The organism is Phyllobacterium trifolii, from assembly GCF_014192095.1.
GTDB classification, from domain to species: Bacteria; Pseudomonadota; Alphaproteobacteria; order Rhizobiales; family Rhizobiaceae; genus Phyllobacterium; species Phyllobacterium trifolii.
Window position 1 is genome coordinate 115,005 of sequence record NZ_JACHXN010000003.1, and the last position, 20,107, is coordinate 135,111.

At 56.8% G+C, this 20,107-nt stretch carries 21 protein-coding genes; 13 read left to right on the forward strand and 8 right to left on the reverse strand.

Annotated elements, in window-relative coordinates:
* Window positions 1-37 precede the first annotated feature (37 nt).
* From FHS21_RS05550 to FHS21_RS05585, 8 genes are all read left to right on the forward strand, one after another.
* A complete protein-coding gene (locus FHS21_RS05550; protein ID WP_112525820.1) occupies window positions 38-718 on the forward strand; it encodes a tetratricopeptide repeat protein in 681 nt (226 codons plus the stop codon).
* Window positions 719-732: 14 nt separating this feature from the next.
* Window positions 733-2,202 (forward strand): ribosome biogenesis GTPase Der, encoded by a 1,470-nt coding sequence (der, locus tag FHS21_RS05555; RefSeq protein ID WP_112525818.1) that lies wholly within the window; start codon window positions 733-735, stop codon window positions 2,200-2,202.
* A gap of 233 nt (window positions 2,203-2,435) precedes the next feature.
* On the forward strand, window positions 2,436-3,494 hold the full coding sequence (locus tag FHS21_RS05560; protein ID WP_312879848.1) for a cell wall hydrolase: 1,059 nt from the start codon (window positions 2,436-2,438) through the stop codon (window positions 3,492-3,494).
* 607 nt (window positions 3,495-4,101) lie between these two features.
* Window positions 4,102-4,512, forward strand: a complete 411-nt coding sequence (locus FHS21_RS05565) for an AtpZ/AtpI family protein (protein WP_112526319.1) — start codon at window positions 4,102-4,104, stop codon at window positions 4,510-4,512.
* Window positions 4,513-4,561: 49 nt separating this feature from the next.
* Window positions 4,562-5,314, forward strand: a complete 753-nt coding sequence (locus tag FHS21_RS05570; RefSeq protein ID WP_112525816.1) for a F0F1 ATP synthase subunit A — start codon at window positions 4,562-4,564, stop codon at window positions 5,312-5,314.
* Window positions 5,315-5,385: 71 nt separating this feature from the next.
* Window positions 5,386-5,613 carry a F0F1 ATP synthase subunit C gene (locus tag FHS21_RS05575; protein ID WP_008125314.1) on the forward strand — a complete coding sequence of 76 codons (228 nt, stop codon included), beginning with the start codon at window positions 5,386-5,388 and terminating at the stop codon, window positions 5,611-5,613.
* Window positions 5,614-5,718: 105 nt separating this feature from the next.
* Window positions 5,719-6,357, forward strand: coding sequence for a F0F1 ATP synthase subunit B (locus FHS21_RS05580; RefSeq protein WP_112525814.1), 639 nt, complete (start codon window positions 5,719-5,721; stop codon window positions 6,355-6,357).
* Between the two features lie 11 nt (window positions 6,358-6,368).
* Complete coding sequence (locus tag FHS21_RS05585; RefSeq protein ID WP_112525812.1) at window positions 6,369-6,854, forward strand: F0F1 ATP synthase subunit B; 486 nt, start codon at window positions 6,369-6,371, stop codon at window positions 6,852-6,854.
* A gap of 349 nt (window positions 6,855-7,203) precedes the next feature.
* On the opposite strand, the gene rnhB is transcribed toward FHS21_RS05585, so the two are convergent.
* Together rnhB and FHS21_RS05595 are read right to left on the reverse strand one after the other, a co-directional pair.
* Entirely contained in the window at window positions 7,204-7,863 is a 660-nt protein-coding gene (gene rnhB, locus FHS21_RS05590; RefSeq protein ID WP_112525810.1) for a ribonuclease HII, read from the reverse strand.
* A 165-nt stretch (window positions 7,864-8,028) separates the two neighbouring features.
* A complete protein-coding gene (locus FHS21_RS05595; protein ID WP_112551892.1) occupies window positions 8,029-9,180 on the reverse strand; it encodes a PA0069 family radical SAM protein in 1,152 nt (383 codons plus the stop codon).
* 115 nt (window positions 9,181-9,295) lie between these two features.
* Here FHS21_RS05595 and FHS21_RS05600 point away from each other — a divergent pair, with 115 nt between their 5' ends.
* Window positions 9,296-9,844 (forward strand): glycosyltransferase family protein, encoded by a 549-nt coding sequence (locus tag FHS21_RS05600; protein WP_112525806.1) that lies wholly within the window; start codon window positions 9,296-9,298, stop codon window positions 9,842-9,844.
* Here the strand turns inward: FHS21_RS05600 and moaB are convergent.
* The 6 genes from moaB to FHS21_RS05630 all read right to left on the reverse strand — a co-directional run bounded on the left by moaB (window position 9,841) and on the right by FHS21_RS05630 (window position 13,473).
* Window positions 9,841-10,392 carry a molybdenum cofactor biosynthesis protein B gene (gene moaB / locus FHS21_RS05605; RefSeq protein WP_112525804.1) on the reverse strand — a complete coding sequence of 184 codons (552 nt, stop codon included), beginning with the start codon at window positions 10,390-10,392 and terminating at the stop codon, window positions 9,841-9,843. The genes FHS21_RS05600 and moaB overlap by 4 nt on opposite strands.
* Window positions 10,393-10,394: 2 nt before the next feature.
* Window positions 10,395-11,276, reverse strand: coding sequence for a 4-(cytidine 5'-diphospho)-2-C-methyl-D-erythritol kinase (locus tag FHS21_RS05610; protein ID WP_112525802.1), 882 nt, complete (start codon window positions 11,274-11,276; stop codon window positions 10,395-10,397).
* Window positions 11,277-11,282: 6 nt separating this feature from the next.
* Window positions 11,283-11,468, reverse strand: a complete 186-nt coding sequence (locus tag FHS21_RS05615) for a hypothetical protein (RefSeq protein WP_112525800.1) — start codon at window positions 11,466-11,468, stop codon at window positions 11,283-11,285.
* Window positions 11,469-11,547: 79 nt separating this feature from the next.
* The gene (locus FHS21_RS05620; protein WP_112525798.1) at window positions 11,548-12,405 is read right to left on the reverse strand and encodes a S49 family peptidase; all 858 of its coding nucleotides are present in this window, start codon (window positions 12,403-12,405) and stop codon (window positions 11,548-11,550) included.
* Between the two features lie 72 nt (window positions 12,406-12,477).
* Window positions 12,478-13,248 carry a tRNA1(Val) (adenine(37)-N6)-methyltransferase gene (locus FHS21_RS05625; protein ID WP_112525796.1) on the reverse strand — a complete coding sequence of 257 codons (771 nt, stop codon included), beginning with the start codon at window positions 13,246-13,248 and terminating at the stop codon, window positions 12,478-12,480.
* Between the two features lie 3 nt (window positions 13,249-13,251).
* Window positions 13,252-13,473 carry a putative signal transducing protein gene (locus tag FHS21_RS05630; RefSeq protein ID WP_112525794.1) on the reverse strand — a complete coding sequence of 74 codons (222 nt, stop codon included), beginning with the start codon at window positions 13,471-13,473 and terminating at the stop codon, window positions 13,252-13,254.
* A gap of 347 nt (window positions 13,474-13,820) precedes the next feature.
* Between FHS21_RS05630 and FHS21_RS05635 the strand changes: the two genes are divergently transcribed.
* The 4 genes from FHS21_RS05635 (at window position 13,821) to glyS (ending at window position 20,106) form a co-directional block, all read left to right on the forward strand.
* Window positions 13,821-14,837, forward strand: a complete 1,017-nt coding sequence (locus tag FHS21_RS05635) for a polyprenyl synthetase family protein (RefSeq protein ID WP_112525792.1) — start codon at window positions 13,821-13,823, stop codon at window positions 14,835-14,837.
* 134 nt (window positions 14,838-14,971) lie between these two features.
* Window positions 14,972-16,774, forward strand: coding sequence for a tetratricopeptide repeat protein (locus tag FHS21_RS05640; protein WP_112526317.1), 1,803 nt, complete (start codon window positions 14,972-14,974; stop codon window positions 16,772-16,774).
* A 102-nt stretch (window positions 16,775-16,876) separates the two neighbouring features.
* A complete protein-coding gene (locus FHS21_RS05645) occupies window positions 16,877-17,812 on the forward strand; it encodes a glycine--tRNA ligase subunit alpha (protein WP_210283393.1) in 936 nt (311 codons plus the stop codon).
* A complete protein-coding gene (gene glyS / locus FHS21_RS05650; protein ID WP_112551893.1) occupies window positions 17,812-20,106 on the forward strand; it encodes a glycine--tRNA ligase subunit beta in 2,295 nt (764 codons plus the stop codon). Before FHS21_RS05645 ends, glyS begins: the two co-directional genes overlap by 1 nt.
* Window position 20,107 lies beyond the last annotated feature (1 nt).

The window sequence follows — 20,107 nt, forward strand, 5'->3', positions numbered from 1 at the left end:
CAATTGATCCGGTGGCACAAGGCTACCCAGAGGCACCATGACTGACGACGGCTTTTTCCGTGAGGTAAATGAAGAACTGCGCTCCGACAAGGTGAAGGCATTCTGGAAGCGCTATGGCTCGCTCCTGATCGGCGCGGTTGTGGCGCTTGTTGTCGGCACAGGCATCTTTGCCTTCTACGAGTACTGGACGGAAAAGCAGGCCTCGCAGTCCGGCGATCAGTTTCTTGCCGCGCTCAATCTTGTCCGCGACGGCAAGAACGACGAAGCGTTGAAGACCCTCGATCAGCTTGAAAAGGATGGCTACGGCGCCTATCCGGTGCTGGCCCGCATGCGTGCAGCCGGTGTCATCGCCCAGAAAGGCGATCTCGCCGGGGCGGTTGCTGCTTTCGACAAGGTCTCCGCCGACACATCCATCTCGCAGGCTATCCGCGATCTCGCCAAGCTTCGCGCCGCCTTCATCCTCGTCGATACCGGCTCCTACGATGACGTGGCGTCCCGCGTCGAGCCGCTTTCATCCGACAGCAATCCCATGCGCCACTCCGCCCGCGAAGCGCTTGGTCTTGCCGCCTGGAAGGCCGGCCGCGGTGCAGATGCGACCAAGCTGTTCCAGCAGATTTCCGATGATCAGGCTGCACCCGCCAATGTGCGCCAGTTCGCCGATACCATGCTTGATCTCTTGAAGAGCACCGGCGCCACACCTGCCGCTGCCGCCGGCTGAAGAACAGGAATTCCATGAGCTTTACCGTCGCAATAATCGGCCGTCCGAATGTCGGTAAGTCCACGTTGTTCAACCGGCTCGTCGGCCGCAAGATCGCGCTCGTCGACGACCTTCCCGGCGTCACCCGCGATCGCCGCGTCCATGGCGCCAAGCTTTACGATCTGAAGTTCGATGTCATCGATACGGCAGGGCTCGAGGAGGTTGACAGCGAATCGCTCGAAGGCCGTATGCGCGCTCAGACCGAACTTGCCATCGGCGAAGCCGACCTCGTCTTCTTCCTTGTCGATGCCAAGGCTGGCATCACGCCGACCGACGTAACCTTCGCCGATCTCGTGCGGCGTTCGGGCAAGAAGGTTATTCTGGTCGCCAACAAGGCCGAAGCGCGCGGCGCCGAATCCGGCATGTATGATTCCTACGCGCTCGGTCTCGGCGAGCCGACGCCGATTTCGGCCGAACATGGCCAGGGCTTTCCGGACTTACGCGATGCCATTGTCGAGATCATGGGCGAAGAGCGCGTCTTTCCTGACGAGCACAAAAAGGATGATGCAGACGATAGCGTCGCCGTTACCATCCCTGCGGTTCCGCGCTCGCTCGATGAACTGATCGGCGATGATATCGATGATCCCGACGCCGACGATATCCCGGCCTATGATGCATCGAAGCCGTTGCGCATCGCGATTGTCGGCCGCCCCAACGCCGGCAAGTCCACTCTCGTCAATACCATGCTTGGCGAAGACCGGCTGCTCACCGGTCCGGAAGCCGGTATCACCCGAGATTCCATCTCTGTCGATTGGGAATGGAACGGTCGCAAGATCAAGCTTTTCGACACCGCTGGTCTGCGCCGCAAGTCGCGTGTGCAGGGCAAGCTCGAAAAGCTTTCAGTCGGCGACGCACTCCGTGCCATCCGCTTTGCCGAAGTCGTCATCATCGTGCTCGACGCGACGATCCCCTTCGAGAAGCAGGACCTGCAGATCGCCGATCTGATCATCCGCGAAGGCCGTGCGCCGGTCATCGCGTTCAACAAATGGGACCTCGTCGAAAACCGCCAGATGGTTCTGGCTGACCTGCGCGAAAAGACCGAACGTCTGTTGCCGCAAATCCGGGGCATCCGCGCGGTGCCGATCTCGGGCGAACGCAATCAGGGCATCGACAAGCTGATGGCTGCTGTTGCCTCGACGGACGAAATCTGGAACCGCCGCATTTCGACCGGCCGTCTAAATCGCTGGCTGGAAGGCGTTCTTGCACATCATCCACCGCCCGCTGTCGCTGGCCGGCGCCTCAAGATCAAGTACATCACGCAGGTCAAGACGCGTCCGCCGGGCTTCGTCATTTCCTGCTCGCGTCCCGATGCGTTCCCGACATCCTATGTACGCTATCTCGCCAACGGGATTCGCGAGACGTTCGATATTCAGGGTGTTCCTATCCGCCTTGTGCTCCGCACCTCGGACAATCCCTTCGCCGGACGGGCAAAGAAGAAGCGGTAGGGGAAGGATTTTCACTACCATTCTCCCGATCTCGTTAACCCTCCATCAAGGTTAATGCTTCATTTTTACGACCAGAATTGTTCGGTTGTGAGTGGGGTATCGGCGTGCGTTTCTCTGGATTGTTGCGGGCGTGTTCCCAGCTGAAGACCCGGACAGATCGGAATATCATTGGTCCACTGGTCATCGGAGCGGCGATTTACTTGCTCTCCCCGACCGTCACTGCCTATCAGGACATGGCTAGCATGCTGTCCGGTTCTGAGTCCGGGCAAGGCCGCTGGACTTCCTATCTGGAAAAATCTCCGGCCGGCTCCATCCAGAAGGCCAACATGTCCTTCGTTGACGAAAAAGCGATCACGTCCGGCATTCCCGCGAGTGGTATCAATGCGCCCGGTATTGGCCCGATCGTCATCAATGGCTCGCAGAAAGCACCTGGCGCGACACCGGACGAAGATCGTATCAATCGTGCTGAAAAACAGGGACGCATCGTCACAATCTCTAAAAAAACGCCGCCCAAGGCCTTCAGCGCCGGTTCTATCCTGCAGCGCCAAAGCATGCTGATTCGCCCGACCCATGGCGTTGAGGTCGAGATGGCATTTGCCAAACCGAAGATTGCCGGCAAGGAATTCGAGATCGCGCTCGCGTTCCACAACCGTGTCCCTGACAAGCCTGAACCGGATTTGCCGCCGATGCTGGCAAACCTCGTCAACAACAATCAGCCAGATGTCCTGGCACTCGGTTATGCGCCTGCAGCTCCGGATTATTCCAAAACATCTCCGTTCGACACAATCTTGAATGAGCCGAAACTCCCGGGCCGCTTTATTCCGCAGCTCGGCGCCGGCGACCATGATTGGCTTGCGACGCCCTTGCCCCCCGTCGTATTCACCAAGGAAGAACAGAAATGCTTGGCAACCGCCATTTATTTTGAAGCGAGGAGTGAAAGCGTCAAAGGCCAGGCGGCCGTGGCGCAGGTCATTCTCAATCGCGTGCGCAATCCGGCCTATCCGAAAACCATTTGCAAGGTCGTCTACCAGAACGATGACTGGATCAATCGTTGCCAGTTTTCCTTTGCCTGCGAAGGTCGCAAACTCAATGTAACCGAGCCCAAGCAATGGAAAGTTGCGCAGGAAGTCGCCATGGCCGTCACATCGGGGCGGATTTTCCTGCCAGAGATTGGCTCAGCCACGCATTATCACGCAGTCTACGTCCGGGCGATGTGGGCGCATACGATGAAGCGCATCGACAGGATCGGCCAGCACATCTTTTATCGCACCTACGGCGGCGGCTGGATTTGATCGTCGCACGCTTGGAAACAACGGGAAAGCTGCTATATTGCTTCTGGAGTGGGGAACGAGCTTTCGCCCGTCCCCCGTTCCTGATCATTTGAATTGAACCCGGAGCACGACTTGCCAGCCTGTCCGGGTTCTTTTCATTGTCAGGGTGACGCTCAGCGGTTTAAACCACATCGCTCACCTCCAGATTTGAGGGCAGGGCCTTTGCCCAAAGGTCGAAGCGGCCATCCCTTCGATGCGCCGGCTGGCTCGGCGCTTCCTGCTTTAGCCCTCAAATCGCATGACGCTGTCCGCTTTTCATTTACGTTTGGAAAAATGCGCCCCGCAAGAAACGCAGGGTTGAACCAGGCTGTGCGACATCTGAAATTGTCGGCTCTCGGGGTTCGTTCAAACGCCCTACATCAGCGCGATTGGCGGGGATTCGGCCGCAAAACTTCGATCAAGAGGTGAGACATATAGTCATATTTGGCTAACATATTGAATTTCACCACGAAAATTACCCTTGAGAGTCTCGGGTATGCGCCTTGACTAGCGTGGACCGTAACAATATGTTGCGCGCGACTTCGAAGCGGGGGTGAAGCCTCGCATTCAGCGTGTAAAGGACATGCCATTGGCCACGGGTAAGGATCCCGATAAGTCAGGTTCTGTCGGTAGCACGCCGGGTGCCGGGAAGATGCTGACTTCGGAGGAACTGGAGAGCCGTCGTCGTGCTTTGGGAGCAAAACTTGCTTCTAGAGGCGCAGCGCGAAAATCCGGTTCAGACGACAAGGGGACGGAAACCGCCTCCGGTGTCGCACAGGCCATGAAGCTGTCGAGCGAGTTTATCGCCGGCGTTCTGGTTGGTGCGGGGTTGGGCTGGTTAGCTGACCGATTTTTGGGTACTTCACCTTGGGGGCTTATCATTCTGCTCCTCCTTGGTTTTTGTGCTGGAACGCTGAATATCCTGCGCTCTGCGGGACGTGTGGCGGAAAACCGCGGTCTGCAGTCCATCAAGGATGCCGAGCGCGACAAACCGGAATAGCCTTGCGGGCTGATGCTTGCGGGAATGATGCGAGAGAGACGAGGTTACAGTGTCCAACGATCCGATTCATCAATTCCATATCACCAAGTGGATTCCCATTGATCTGGGTGGAATTGATCTATCCTTCACCAATTCGTCTGCCTTCATGGTTGCAACGGTTGGCGTTGCATCGGCATTTCTCTATCTGACCTCCTCCAATCGCGGTCTCATTCCAACCCGCCTGCAATCCATTTCGGAAATGGCCTATGAATTCGTCGCCTCGACCTTGCGCGAATCGGCAGGCAACGCCGGAATGAAGTTCTTCCCGTTCGTTTTCTCGCTGTTCATGTTCGTGCTCGTTGCCAACATGCTTGGCATGTTTCCTTATTTCTTCACAGTCACCAGCCAGATCATCGTCACCTTTGCGCTTGCTCTTCTGGTGATCGGTACCGTGCTTGCCTATGGTTTTGCCAAGCATGGCTTCAAGTTTCTCGGCGTGTTCATTCCGTCCGGCGTACCCGCGCCGCTGCTTTTGCTGGTGGTGCCGATCGAGATCATCTCGTTCCTTTCCCGTCCGATCAGCCTTTCGGTTCGTCTTTTCGCCAACATGCTTGCTGGCCACATCACGCTGAAAGTGTTTGCTGGTTTCGTCGCTTCCTTGAGCGCTCTCGGTGCGCTCGGTATAGGCGGAGCCGTGCTGCCGCTTGCGATGACAGTGGCGCTGACCGGTCTCGAATTTTTGGTGGCTTTCCTTCAGGCCTACGTCTTCACCGTGCTGACCTGCATGTATCTGAACGACGCAGTCCATCCCGGCGGTCACTAAAAAAGACTTCACCGGCGGAGTTCCGCCAAACGCAATCTATCAATGATGAATCGATCTAAAAGGAGTTTAATATGGATCCGGTAGCAGCAAAGTACATCGGTGCAGGTCTTGCCTGTTTTGGTATGGCCGGAACGGCCCTCGGCCTCGGCAATATTTTCGGCAGCTATCTCTCCGGTGCGTTGCGCAACCCTTCAGCAGCTGATGGCCAGTTCGGCCGTCTGGTATTCGGCTTCGCCGTTACCGAAGCTTTGGGCATCTTCTCGCTGCTCATCGCTCTTCTGCTTCTCTTCGCTGTTTAATCTGAACGGCGCTTGATACTGGCTGCGCTTTGCGTGGCCAGTTTCTTATCTGCAGCAAACCATGTTTGCTGATTTGGGAAACGCCCGACTTCAAGGGGATTATATATGTTTGTGTCTTCGGCAAACGCCGCATCCACAACGGAAACAGTCGCTCAGACCGATACGCATGGTACACCCGAAGCGGCTGTACCGGGCGCGACGCCTGACGCCCACGCCGCCGAGACGCACACTGAGACCGGTGTGCCGCATCAGCAAGGTGTTTTCCCACCCTTCGACTCCAGCCATTTTGCATCGCAGATTCTCTGGCTGGCGGTGACATTTGCCGCATTTTACCTGTTCTTGTCGCGGGTGGTTCTGCCACGCATCGGTGGTATCATCGAAACCCGTCGTGATCGCATCGCGACCGATCTCGATCAGGCTGCTCGCATGAAGCAGGACTCGGATGATGCCTTTGCTGCCTACGAGCAGGAACTGGCCGACGCCAAGAAGAAGGCCGGTGGCATTGCTCAGACCGCCCGCGATGAAGCCAAGGCAAAAGCCGATGCCGAACAGGCGGACATTTCGGCTGCTCTCGAGAAAAAATTGAGCGACGCCGAAGCCAGCATTGCCGCCATCAAGGACAAGGCGATGAAGGAAGTCGGTACGATTGCTGAAGATACTGCAAGCGAGATCGTCAAGAAGATCCTCGGCGGTAGCATCGACAAGGCAAGCATATCCGCCGCGGTCAAAGCTGTTCGGGGCTGAGGAGAACCACAATGGAATTCGACGCAACATTCTATGCCTTGGTCGGTCTGGTCATCTTCCTGGCGCTGATGATCTATCTCAAGGTTCCGGCAGTCGTTAACAAATCGCTGGACGGTCGCGCTGATAAAATTCGCGACGAGCTTGAAGAGGCCCGCCGCCTGCGCGAGGAAGCGCAATCCCTGCTGGCGGAATTCCAGCGCAAGCGTAAGGAAGCCGAAAAGGAAGCGGGCGAGATCGTCGCTGCTGCCGAGCGTGAAGCGCATGGCCTTCTCGAGGAAGCCAAACAGAAAACCGAGGAATATGTGGCGCGCCGCAAGAAGCTCGCCGAGCAGAAGATCGCTCAGGCCGAGACCGAAGCCGTCAACGAAGTTCGGGCGTCGGCCGTCGATATCGCTGTCGCCGCGGCCAGCCATATTCTTGGCAAGAAGGTGGACGCCAAGACATCGGCTGACTTCTTCAAGTCATCGCTGACTGAGGTAAAATCCCGCCTCAACTAAAGCCAAGAACGGGAACTTCGAACGTTCACGAAGCCGCCGAAAGGCGGCTTTCTTTTTAATTCTCACTTTGATCTGAATCCCGTAGATATTTTACGCAGGAATCCTTGAATCTCGCACAAGAGTTCGCGATTCCGATGCAAGAAAGTTCGATTCTGGCTCAAGAATTTCAACCGATGAGGGAAATTTGGTGGTGTCGGGTTGAAATGCCAGGGCTGTTGAGATTCACGCTCTGACGTGACGGAAATGGCGTTCTTCGAGCATCGGAGCGCAGCGTACATTTTGGTACGTGGGCACCAGAGCGCAGAAGAACGCCATTTCCGTCACGTCAGAGTGTGAATACCGACAGGCCCTAGGCTTGGCGCTCTTTCAGCGGCGAAAAGCTGAAGCGGTGCAGGCCGACCACCGGACCATGCTCCTGCATGGCATTGCGATGGAACTCCGTCCCATATCCGGCGTGCATTTCCAGACCATAAAGCGGAAAGTATTTGCCGGTCTGTGACATCATCCGGTCGCGTGTCACCTTGGCGAGGATGGAGGCCGCCGCGATCGATACGGAACGTTGATCGCCCTTGATCAGCGCCGTCGCCGGGCAGGGAAGCCCTGGGGCCACGTCGCGCCCGTCGATGAGCGCATGACCCGGAAGGATTGCCAGACCGCACACAGCCCGGCGCATCGCCTCAAGCGCGGCTTTCAGAATATCGGTTGCATCGATAACCGGCGCGGAGATGCTCGACACCGCACAGGCGAGCGCCGTTTCCGTAATAATATCAAACAGTTCCTCGCGGCGCTGCGGTGTCAGCCGTTTCGAATCGTCAAGGCCTTTGGGAATTTTCTTGGGGTTCAAAATGACCGCGGCGGCTACCACTGGTCCTGCCAGCGGCCCGCGTCCAGCCTCGTCTATACCGGCGATAAGCTCAATCCCGCTACGCATAAGCTTTCGCTCGCTGGCAAAATCCGGTTTGCCAGGTTCGATAGGAAGAAGCAGAGAATCAGAACGCGATCGAGCCATGTTGCGACGAGCCTCGCATTCGCTCTGATTCTCTGCAAGTCCCCTGGCGCAGATGGGGCGGACGCCAGGGTCACGTCAGGCTCGATGGGGGGCTGCCTGACGGAAGCAAGTTATTGATTCAATGAACAATCTCTCGTGGGATTTTTTTGGACTTCGCGTACCGGCTTATAGCAGTGACAATTGTTCGCTTCCGGGGGTGGCTTCGAACAAGTCCGTACGCAGCCGGCGCTTGTCCACATTGATGCCGAGCCGCTTGGCAGCTATCTCAAATCGCCTGCCGATCTGCCAGGCATAGGGTCCTTCACCGCGCATGCGTTTACCCCATTCCGCATCGTAATCCTTGCCACCTCGCATTGACCGGACAAGCGACAGAACGTGCCGATAGCGGTCCGGATAATTGCGTAGCAGCCAGTCTTTGAAGATCGGACTGACCTCCAGCGGCAGGCGTAAGAGCACATAGCCAGCCTCCCTGGCGCCCATGGCGTGGGCACTATCGAGAATACGTTCGATCTCATGATCATTGAGGCCGGGAATGATCGGGGCAACCATCACGCTTACTGGAATACCGGCATCCGAGAGACTGCGAAGCGCTTGCAAACGCCGCGTCGGGGTCGAGGCGCGAGGCTCCATCGTACGCGCAAGCTTGCCATCGAGCGATGTCACCGAAAGCGCTACCTTGGCGAGGCCTTTCTCGGCCATGCGCGCAAGAATGTCCTGATCCCGCACAACCAACGCGGATTTTGTAACGATTCCAACGGGATGTTGATGCGCCTCCAGCACCTGCAGAATGTCCCGCATGATACGCCATTTCTTTTCCACAGGCTGATACGGATCGGTGTTCGTGCCGATCGCAATCGTCTTTGCCGTATAGCCGGGCTTGGACAATTCCTTGTCCAGCATCTTCGCTGCATCGGGCTTGGCAAACAGCTTGGATTCAAAATCCAACCCTGCCGAAAGACCCATATAGGTGTGGGTCGGGCGGGCGAAACAATAGATGCACCCGTGCTCGCAGCCGCGATAGGGATTGATCGAACGGTCGAAACTGATATCCGGCGAGTCGTTGCGGGTAATGATCGTGCGCGGTTTTTCCACCTGCACTTCGGTCTTGAAAGGTGGCAGATCCTCGATGGTTTCCCAGCCATCATCGTAAACATGACGGGTTTCTGCTTCGAACCTGCCGGTTGGATTGATACCGGCTCCGCGGCCGCGCCGCCGTTGATGGTCAACCCGCAGGCCAGCTTCCTCGATCAACGCGTTCGCATGTTGTGCACGGCCCTGACCAAAGGCAGCCTTGTCTGCTTGCACCACAATGTTCATTTGCCTTGTCTCCTTTGGCAGGGAGCGAAACGAGTCGCTCGTCATAGCCGCAACATGAATCTATTCCTAGCAAACTTTGAGAACAAATCAAGAACAATCTTCGCCGAAAGGAGTGATGGAATTTCTTATAATAATACTATATTGGCTCCTGATGATTTCCGTCCTGATTGAAACCCAAAATTCGGATGAGGCTTTGGCGAGGACGCTCAGCGGTCTGGTCGGCGGCGCCGTGGAAGGCATTTTGAGCGATGTGATCATCATCGATCAGGGCTCTGTCGATCAGACCCATCGTGTTGCCGATGCTGCCGGATGCATCTTTCTGCAGGACCAGACTTTGATCGATGGTTTCAGGCGGGCGCGTAGCGAATGGTTTCTGTTTCTCGAGCCTGGCGCGCGACTTCTGGATGGTTGGATGGAGCCCGCGGCAGTACATGTAGAGCGCATGCAAGGGCCTGCTTGCTTTACCCGCTCGCACACTCATCGCAGGCCGTTTCTGAGCCGCGTATTCTCTCCTGGCAACCCGTTGGCAGATGGGTTGCTCATTTCGAAGCGCCAATCAATGGCATTGTTCAGTCCAGGAAAGAAGGCGGCCGATATCGCGCGTGGGCTTGCGATGAAACGGCTTCGCGCGGAGATTATTCCGGCCCCGTCAACGAAGTCCTAGCCCTTGCCGCCGCGCGTCAGATGTTCATCCAGCCGCGGCATGATCTCGACGAAATTACACGGCATGTGCCGGTAATCCAGCTGGTACTGCAGAATATTATCCCAAGCGTCTCTACAGGCGCCGGGCGAACCGGGCAGAACGAAAACGAAGGTCGCATTGACGACGCCGCCGGTTGCCCGTGATTGAATCGTCGAAGTGCCGATCTTGTCGTAGGAAATGCGGTGGAACACTTCGGAAAAGCCGTCCATGCGCTTTTCAAAGATCGGCTCGAGCGCTTCCGGAGTAACATCGCGGCCGGTAAAACCGGTGCCGCCGGTGGTGATGATCACGTCGATTTGCGGGTCTTTTGACCATGAAAGCACGCGATCTCGAATTTTCTCGGCGTCATCGGTAACGATGGTGCGCTCTGCCAATATATGACCTGCGGCGAGAAGCCTCTCGGACAATGTGGTTCCCGATTTGTCATCTTCGAGCGTGCGGGTATCGGAAACCGTCAGGACGGCGATCTTGACCGGTACAAACGGTCGTGTCTCATCGATCCGGGCCAAGCTCAGCTCCTTTCCATGCCATTGTGTGTGGCAACAACGAACCAACCCGGCTGAGCCCGCTTGAGCGCCGCTGCCGCAGCTTCGGCCTCTTGGTCGCTGCCGTAAATTGCAAAACAGGTACCGCCGGAACCGGACATGCGCACCAGTCGAGGATCGGTGTTACGCAACGCCGTCATAACATCGCCGATTGCCGGAGTGAGCATTTCAGCCGCTGAAAAGAGATGGTTGTCGGTCTGCCTGAGATAGTTGCAGACATCGTGCACGCTGGAGAGCTTGGGCAGGTTGGGAAGAGACTGGTTGTCCCGCTTTGCAAGCGCCGAAAAGACTTGAGGGGTTGAGGTTGCTACACCACTATTGACGAGGACCATCGGCAAATGCGGAAAGTCGTCGATACCTTCGATTTCCTCGCCGATGCCTCGTGCAATCAATGGCTGGCCATACAGACACATGGGGACATCAGCGCCCAAGGTCAGACCGATTGCAGCCAGTTCGTCCGTTTCGATACCCCAGAGCGCTGTCAGCGCCCGCAAAGTGGCTGCGGCATCGCTCGAACCGCCGCCGATACCGGAAGCGATCGGAAGGCGTTTTTCAAGATGAATAGCAACAGGAAGAGCTGCCTTTTCGGGAAACCGGGCGCGCAGAGCGTTCCTTGCCTTGAGTACGAGGTTGGTTTCGTCATCGGGCAAAGTTCGTCCAAAGGGACCTGACACTTCGAAGGAATCGACCGGCGCTCGCTTCACGCTCACCTTGTCGCCGACATGCGCAAACACAACCAGGCTGTCGAGCAGATGATAGCCGTCATCCCTGCGCCCAGTAACATGCAGGGCAAGATTGATCTTGGCCGGGGCGATCAAGCTGATCGTACGCTCTACACTGTCCAGCATTTGAAATCAGTCTTTGCGCAAACGGTATTCGCCCGTCTCGGGATCCTGCACCAATGTTCCTTGCGCACGATTCTGCACTTCTTTTTCCGCTTCGCGAACCCGCTCTGAAACGCGCTGCGCCTCTTTCTTGAACGAGCGATAGCCGTAAAAGGCAGCACAGCCGACCAGAGCGAAAAAGATCAATTGTGGCATCGTCCCAACCTCGAAAACCAGATGTTCTGAGTATTAATAGCACGCCACTGCGGGCTTGCCAAAATTCGCGGCGCTCAGATCATAGCCCAAATCGCGACCAAAGCGCCCGTTCCTCGGCAGCGCTGACTACACCATTGGCCAGATTGGCTCCAAGCGCCTCAATTCTGGTTTCGGTAGACGGAATCTTGCGTCCGAACATGCCCCGTGGCTGCGTGATCAATTTTAGCCGGGTCTTTGGGCCGTATTGTGACTGCAGATAAGATCTTATATCGCCAAGACCATCGACAAGTCCAAGTTCAACGCCCCGCGATCCTGTCCAGAAGAGACCTGTGAACAAGTCGGGATTGTCGCTCAGTTTCTCTCCCCGCCGCTCCTTGACGAGATTGATGAACGTCTCGTGGATTTCGAGCTGAAGAGCCTTCAAATGCTCGATATCTTCCTTGTTTTCGGGCCGGAACGGATCAAGCGTTGCCTTGTTCTTTCCCGCTGTATGTACCCGGCGTTCAACACCGATTTTCTTGATGAGTTCGGTGAATCCGAAACTTGCCGAGACCACGCCAATGGAGCCGACGATGGAGGAGGGATCGGCTATGATTTCATCGCCGGCTACAGCGATCATATAGCCTCCCGAGGCCGCAACATCCTCGACGAACATGTAGACCTTCTTGTTCTTCTCCGTGGCCAGATCGCGAATGCGCCGGTAGATCAGACGCGATTGAACCGGCGATCCACCCGGGGAATTGATGGAGATTGCCACTGCGGGTGCGTCTTTTTCTGCAAAAGCCTTCTCCAGGACAGCTGCCGTCGACGCAAGCGAGAGATTTTGCCGGAAGGGACCGCCGCCGGACATGATCACGCCGTGTAGGCGAACAACCGGAATTTCCTGATAGTCGGGACGCCAGCGACGGGGCAATAGTTTCCGGATAAATCGAGCCAAGCGTGTCTCCTGTGGCTATGTGTTGTCAGAACCATGTAGGCCACATGCAGGAAATCACAATGGGATCAAAGTCTAAAAAAGCGACGCCAATCCATTATTGATGGCAATTGCCCGCTCGGTGAATGCATTTCCGGTTTCATGGTGCAAGACAAGGGCAGGATAGAGCGAGAGTCCCGCGCGGCTTCCCCTGATACCCTTTATGACGATGCGAATGGCGGCGTCCTGCGGTCTTGGCTGCACGGGAACGATGGTCAGCCCGCCAAAGCGTCCCTCAAGCGCATCGAGCAAATCCGTTATCGATGTTGGCCGCGCGATGATCCCGATCGATCCGCCGGGCTTCACGATGGCCGCCGCCGTCCTCACCCATTTTTCCATCATGTCCTTGGTCATGACATGCGCCTCCGCCTTTACCGGATCGGGCGTCGCACGGTCGCTAGGCTGGTTGAAGGGTGGGTTCATGATGGCGAAATCAAAGCTGTTGTCGACAAGTCCGGCGGCATTACGGGTCTTGCCTGTCAACGTTACGTCCGCCTGAAGTACCTCGGCGCGGCCGGAAAATGCGCCGTTTTCAGGCAACGCCAGCGAACTGCGCGCAAAGTCAGCCATGAAATCCGATCGTTCGATCAAGACGGCAGTTGAGCCATTGCAGCGGGAGAGCACCGCAAGGCCTGCGGCACCGGCACCGGCGCCAAGATCGGCGACCCGCCCGGTAAAATCAGTCGGCACCATGCTGGCGAGAATCATCGCGTCCACACCGGAACGGTGCCCTTTTGCAGCGGGTTGCAACAGGTAAAATCTGCCGCGATGAAACGCGTCCTTCGTCTGTGAGGCATCGGCGAGCATAAGTCAGTCGCGAAGCTCCTGTTCGATACCGGCGTCTATCAGCAATTGCCGCACTTCTTTTTCACGATCGCCATCAACCATGATGCGGCGTCCAAGAATACCAAGTGAACCCTCGAGAATGCTCATGTTCGAATCGGCAACGAAGTGGTTTATCTTCGCTTCCTTCAGCAATGATTCGACAAAAGAGATTAAAACCGGATCATTTGTGCGCAGTATTTCAATCATTTTGACTACCGTTGCGGGGTAGCGAAAAGCGCTTCCCCCTGATTGTATGAAGCAGTGCATGGCCTTATCACGAATTTGTCACCCTAGTGGTCCGATTCTGACATTCGCATCCCATTTTTGCAGGACGCTCTTTGCGAATGCCAGAATCAAAGGACCACTAGCAAGTTATTGGTTTCTAGTGGAACCTTGAATTTGACATTTGAGCATGAGCATTGCTGCCCCGCAGGACTCAAATGTCAAATTCGTTCCACTAGTACAAATTTTGCGCGCCAATTCGCCGCTTGCGGGTTACAGGCTGTCAAAATAAGGTGTCGCCGCATCAGGCCAGAACCGCAGGGAGTTTCGTTTTGGGCGTCGTTGTCAGTCTTGACGATAAGAAAAACAATACCGGATCGGTACAGCCGCTGATTGATTTGACGGGCGCCGATATGGCCCGCGTCAACGAACTCATCCTGTCGAAAGCCGGCTCTGACGTCGAGATGATTCCGGAGGTTGCGAACCATCTGATCTCTTCCGGCGGCAAGCGTTTGCGCCCGATGATCACGCTCGCTGCTGCCCGCATGTTCGGCTACCATGGCGATGGCCATGTCAAGCTCGCGACCAGCGTCGAATTCATGCACACGGCGACACTGCTGCACGACGATGTTGTCGACGAAAGCGATCTGCGCCGGGGAAAGCGTACGGCGCGCATGATCTGGGGCAATCAGGCGAGCGTTCTGGTCGGTGATTTTCTCTTGGGCCAGGCTTTCAAGATGATGGTCGATGTTGGCTCGCTGGACGCCCTTGATGTGCTCGCAACTTCGGCGTCGGTGATTGCTGAAGGCGAAGTAATGCAGCTTGCGGCTGCAAAAAATCTCGAAACCACCGAAGACGAATATCTTGCCGTCATCAAGGCGAAGACGGCAGCGCTTTTTTCTGCAGCCGCTGAAGTCGGACCGATCATCGCTTGCGCGTCGCGGACCGACCGCCAGGCGCTCCGCTCCTATGGGCTTAATCTCGGGCTCGCCTTCCAGCTTGTCGATGATGCCCTCGATTATGGCGGCAATGCCAAAGATCTGGGCAAGAATACCGGCGATGATTTCCGGGAGGGCAAGATTACCCTGCCGGTCGTGCTCACCTACCGGCGCGGAACACCCGAAGAGCGGCTTTTCTGGAAAGACGCGCTGGAAAACGGTGCAAATGACGACAAGGGCCTGGAAAAAGCCAAAGGATTGATGACGCGCTATGGTGCATTGAGTGATACAATACAGCGCGCCCGGCATTTTGGCGGCATCGCCCGGGATGCACTCGCTCCACTCGATCAGTCGCCGCAGAAGGATGCGCTTCTCGAAGTCATCGACTTCTGCATCAGCCGGGTCAATTAATGGGTTCTTACGCTGCGTAAAGGCCCAAAACTCGGAACATTCGATCAACCTTGAGCGAAAACCGTAAAAAGGCCATGGTTTCCTTGAGGATTCGGACAATCATCTCAATTCGGGAACACAAAGAGGGTTTTGTTATGCAGCGTAGTAAATTGCTTGGCTCGGTCATGGGCGCAACGCTCGCTGCGTTAACGGTGGGCGCTGCGTCCGCTCAGGCCGCGACCAACAACACACCAACGTTGAATGCGGGAACTCTTTCCGGCGCATTCCTTTCCGCGCGTACCGCCGAGCGCAGCAATGATTTCGACAGCGCAATCTCGTTCTACCGGCAAGCGCTGGCGTATGATCCGAAGAACACGGAGCTGCGCCAGAGCCTGATGCTGGTGCTGTTGACCAACGGACAGTTCAAGCAAGCACTGCCGTTAGCAGAAGAACTGAAGGCCGTTCCGGAAATCGAACGGTTTTCGCGGCTGGCTCTCGGTATCGACGCTCTCAACAGGAAACAATACCGACAGGTCGATACCCTGATGATGCTGTCGCTCCAGTCCGATCTTGATCGCATGATAACCGGGCTGGTTGCCGCTTGGGCCAAGGCGGGCGCTGGCAAGCCGAACGAAGCGCTTTCGATGATCGACAAGTTGCAGGGGCCGGAAGGTTTCACACTGTTCAAGACGTACAATTCCGCACTGATCGCGGATATGGCGGGCCAGAAGGATAAGGCTGCGGCGTTCTACCAGAGCGCGATCGACGACAAGACAAATGTTGCGGCAGCACCCGACACCTATGAACGTCTCGTCGAAGCCTATGCGTCATTCAAGATGCGATCGGGCGATAAGGACGGTGCACAAGCCTTGGTCAAGGAAGCCTCGGAAGTGCTTTCCGGCCGCATGGTGCTCGCTGAATTCGGCAAGCAGATTGCTGATGGGAAGACGGTAAAACCACTAATACAAACGCCGCAACAGGGCGCGGCCGAGGTGCTCTATACGGTGGCGACAGCCATCAACCGCAATGGCGGCGAAGCTTTCTCGAAGCTCTATTTGCAGATGTCCTTGCCACTTCGCCCAGATCACGATGCGACGCTGTACCAACTCGGCGATATCAGCGCCAAGCTTGAACAGTCAGACAAGGCGATCGACTATTTCGGCAAGATTTCTGCGGATTCTCCCTATAGCCGCGATGCCGAGATGCAACTCGCCATCAATCTGGCGATCCTAAAGCGCAATGACGAGGCTATCCAGCACCTCAATGGCCTGCTGAAGAGCCAACCCGAAGACATGCGCACCTATCTCGCGATCGGCAGCATCTATTCGCAAGACAAGAATTATCAGAAAGCTGCTGAGACCTACGATCAAGCTGTTGCAGCGCTGAAGGAGCCGACTCGCACCGACTGGACGATTTTCTATCAACGCGGGATCGCCTATGAGCGCCTGAAGCAATGGGACAAGGCCGAGCCGAATTTCCTCAAGGCGCTTGAACTTTATCCGGATCAGCCGCAGGTGCTGAACTATCTCGGCTATTCGTGGATCGACATGAATACCAAACTCGAGCAGGGTCTTGATCTGATCAAGAAGGCCGTCGCAGCTCGTCCACAGGACGGCTACATCGTTGATTCCCTTGGCTGGGCCTACTACCGTCTTGGCCGCTATGATGATGCTGTGACCCAGCTTGAACAGGCCGTGAAGTTACGGGCGGAAGATGCAACGATCAACGACCATCTGGGTGACGCCTACTGGCGGGCCGGCCGCAAACTGGAAGCAACGTTCCAATGGGCGCATGCACGGGATTCCAAGCCCGAACCGGAAGACCTGGTCAAGATTGAGGAAAAGCTGAAGAACGGCCTTCCCGATGACAAGGATCCTGGCGTTGCCAAGAATGGCCCCGATGCACCGAAGCCACCTGTTGCACCAGCGCCCGCAGCGGCTCCCGACAAGAAGGGCTGACTGCTTGGTTCTACTTGACCGGCTGGAGTGCAGGTCTTAGGACGTGCACTCCGTTCCTAGTTGTCAAAGGCCCATGCGGTGACCGCTTCACTTCCCGATCATATGCAGCCGACCCGCTCGTTTCAGGGTCTTATCCTCACGCTTCACAATTACTGGGCCCAGCATGGCTGCGTGATCCTGCAGCCCTATGACATGGAAGTCGGCGCCGGCACGTTCCATCCGGCAACGACCCTGCGCTCGCTTGGACCAAAACCATGGAAGGCAGCCTATGTGCAGCCTTCGCGCCGCCCCAAGGACGGCCGCTACGGTGAAAATCCGAACCGCTTGCAGCACTATTACCAGTACCAGGTGATCATGAAGCCATCGCCGCCCAATCTGCAGGAGCTCTATCTCGGTTCTCTGCGGGCGATCGGTCTTGATTCGTTGCTGCACGATATCCGTTTTGTCGAGGATGACTGGGAGAGCCCGACCCTCGGCGCCTGGGGGCTTGGCTGGGAATGCTGGTGCGACGGCATGGAGGTTTCGCAATTCACCTATTTCCAGCAGGTCTGCGGCATCGAGTGTGCACCGGTTTCTGGCGAATTGACCTACGGTCTCGAACGGCTCGCCATGTATGTGCAGGGCGTCGACAATGTCTACGACCTGAACTTCAATGGCCTCGAAGGCGATGAAAAAGTGACCTATGGCGACGTGTTCCTGCAAGCCGAGCAGGAGTATTCGCGGCACAATTTCGAGCATGCGAACACTGCCATTCTGCTGCGGCATTTCGAGGATGCGGAAGCCGAGTGCGAGGCACTCCTGCGCGCCGGTGCCCCCAAGGCGGGTGACAATAGCCCGCTGCACAAGATGGTACTGCCGGCCTACGACCAGTGCATCAAGGCCTCGCACGCCTTCAATCTTCTCGATGCGCGCGGTGTCATTTCGGTGACCGAGCGCCAGAGCTATATTCTGCGGGTCCGCAACCTCGCCAAGGCATGCGGCGAGGCCTTCCTGCTGACTGAAGCCGGCGGCGTCAATCTTAAAAGCGAGTCCGTGTAATGCCTGATCTTTTGCTCGAACTTCGCTCGGAAGAAATTCCCGCCCGAATGCAGCGCAAGGCCGCGGGCGACCTGAAAAAACTCGTGACCGATGCCTTGGTCGAGGCAGGTCTCACCTATGAGGCCGCCGGTGACTACTGGACACCGCGCCGTCTGACGCTGGACATACGTGGGCTCACGGCGCGTTCCAAGGACGTGCATGAGGATCGCAAGGGCCCGAGCGTTACCGCTCCAGATCAGGCGATTGCAGGCTTCCTGCGCTCTGCAGGCCTTGCCGATATATCCGAAGCGCACGTCCATACCGATCCAAAGAAGGGCGATTTCTACGTCGCTCATCTGACCAAGCCCGGCCGCGCCGCTGAAGAGATCATCGCAGAAATCATGCCCAGGATCATAGCCGCGTTTCCCTGGCCGAAATCCATGCGTTGGGGTAAAGCGTCGTCAACGCCCGGCAGCCTGCGCTGGGTGCGTCCGCTGCAATCGATCGCCTGCACCTTCGGTCCCGAAACCGAAGAACCCGTTGTTGTCGATTTCGAGATCGATGGGTTACGCGCCGGCAATGTCACCTATGGCCATCGGTTTTTGAGCGACGGCCAACCGATCACCGTTCGCCGTTTCGACGACTACGTCGCCAAGCTTGAAAAAGCCAAGGTCGTTCTGGACGCGGACCGCCGCAAGGAAATCATCCTGTCGGATGCACAGAATATCGCATTCGCGTCCGGTCTCGATCTGGTCGAAGATGATGCGCTGCTCGAAGAAGTGTCGGGCCTGGTTGAATGGCCGGTTGTGCTGATGGGCGAGTTTGAGGAAGAATTTCTGGCTATTCCACCAGAAGTCATCCGCCTGACGATCAAGACGAACCAGAAATGCTTCGTCACGCGTAAACAGGGCGAAAGCGACAGGCTGTCCAACAAGTTCATTCTCGTCTCCAATATCGAGGCGACCGATGGCGGCCGTGAGATCGCCCACGGCAATGGCAAGGTCGTGCGTGCGCGCCTTTCCGATGCGCTGTACTTCTGGAATACCGATCAGCACGATCTGCCGGATATGCACACCCTAGCGCCTGCCGCAATCAAGTTCGATCTTGATCTCAAGAAGCCACTGGACCAGCGCATGGCGCGGCTCGATGCATTGAACGTTACCTTCCATGCCAAGCTCGGCACGCAGGGCGAACGCGTCACCCGGATCAAGAATCTTGCGCGTGAAATCGCCCCCCTGGTTGGCGCTGATCCAGCGCTTGCAATGCGCGCCGCCGTGCTCGCGAAGGCCGATCTGACGACCGAAATTGTCGGCGAATTTCCGGAGCTTCAGGGCGGCATGGGTCGCAAATATGCGCTGCTGCAGAAGGAGCATCCTTCCGTCGCGGCTGCTATCGAGGAACACTACAAGCCGCAAGGTCCCTCCGATTTTGTGCCAGCCGATCCGGTTTCTGTCGCCGTTGCCCTCGCCGACAAGTTCGACACGCTTGTCGGTTTCTGGTCCATCGATGAAAAACCGACCGGCTCGAAAGATCCTTTCGCGTTGCGACGTGCAGCCCTTGGCGTCATTCGCCTGCTTCTTTCCAGCGAATGGAAAATCGAACTATTGCCATTGTTTCAATCGGCGTTCATTCAGCTGCGCGAAGAAAAGATCGAACAGCGCATCCAGCATTTCGAGGAAGACCAGGCGGCGCAGGATACTGGCGACGTCGACGGCGAGGAGGATGTCACCAACGCCATCTCCGGCTTCGAGAAGCGTATACGCGGCCAGCTTTCCGAGCGGTCCCAGCCCATTCTCCTCGACCTGCTCAGCTTCTTCCACGAGCGCCTGAAAGTACACCTTCGCGAACTCGGTGCGCGCCACGATCTGATCGACGCGGTGCTGACCGAAGGCGCTGACAATCTGTTGCTGATCGCGCGCCGGGTCGAAGCACTGGTGGTTTTCCTCAACACGGAAGACGGCAAGAACCTTCTTGCCGGCACCAAGCGTGCCGCCAACATCTTAAGCGCCGAGGAAAAGAAGGGAACCCCGATTTCCCCGGTTGTCGACGCCGCGCTTTTCATACTGGAAGAAGAGCGGGAGCTTTCAGCGGCGGTGAATCAAGCTGAGAGCCAGGCGGCGCAAGCGATTCAAAACGAAGACTTTTCCGACGCCATGATCGCACTTAGCGCTTTGCGTGAACCAGTTGATTCATTCTTTGAGAAAGTGCTGGTTAACGACGACAATCCGGACATCCGCGCAAACCGTCTGGCGTTGCTCTCCCGCATCAGGACAGCAACGAACACGGTCGCGGATTTCTCAAAAATCGCGGGATAAC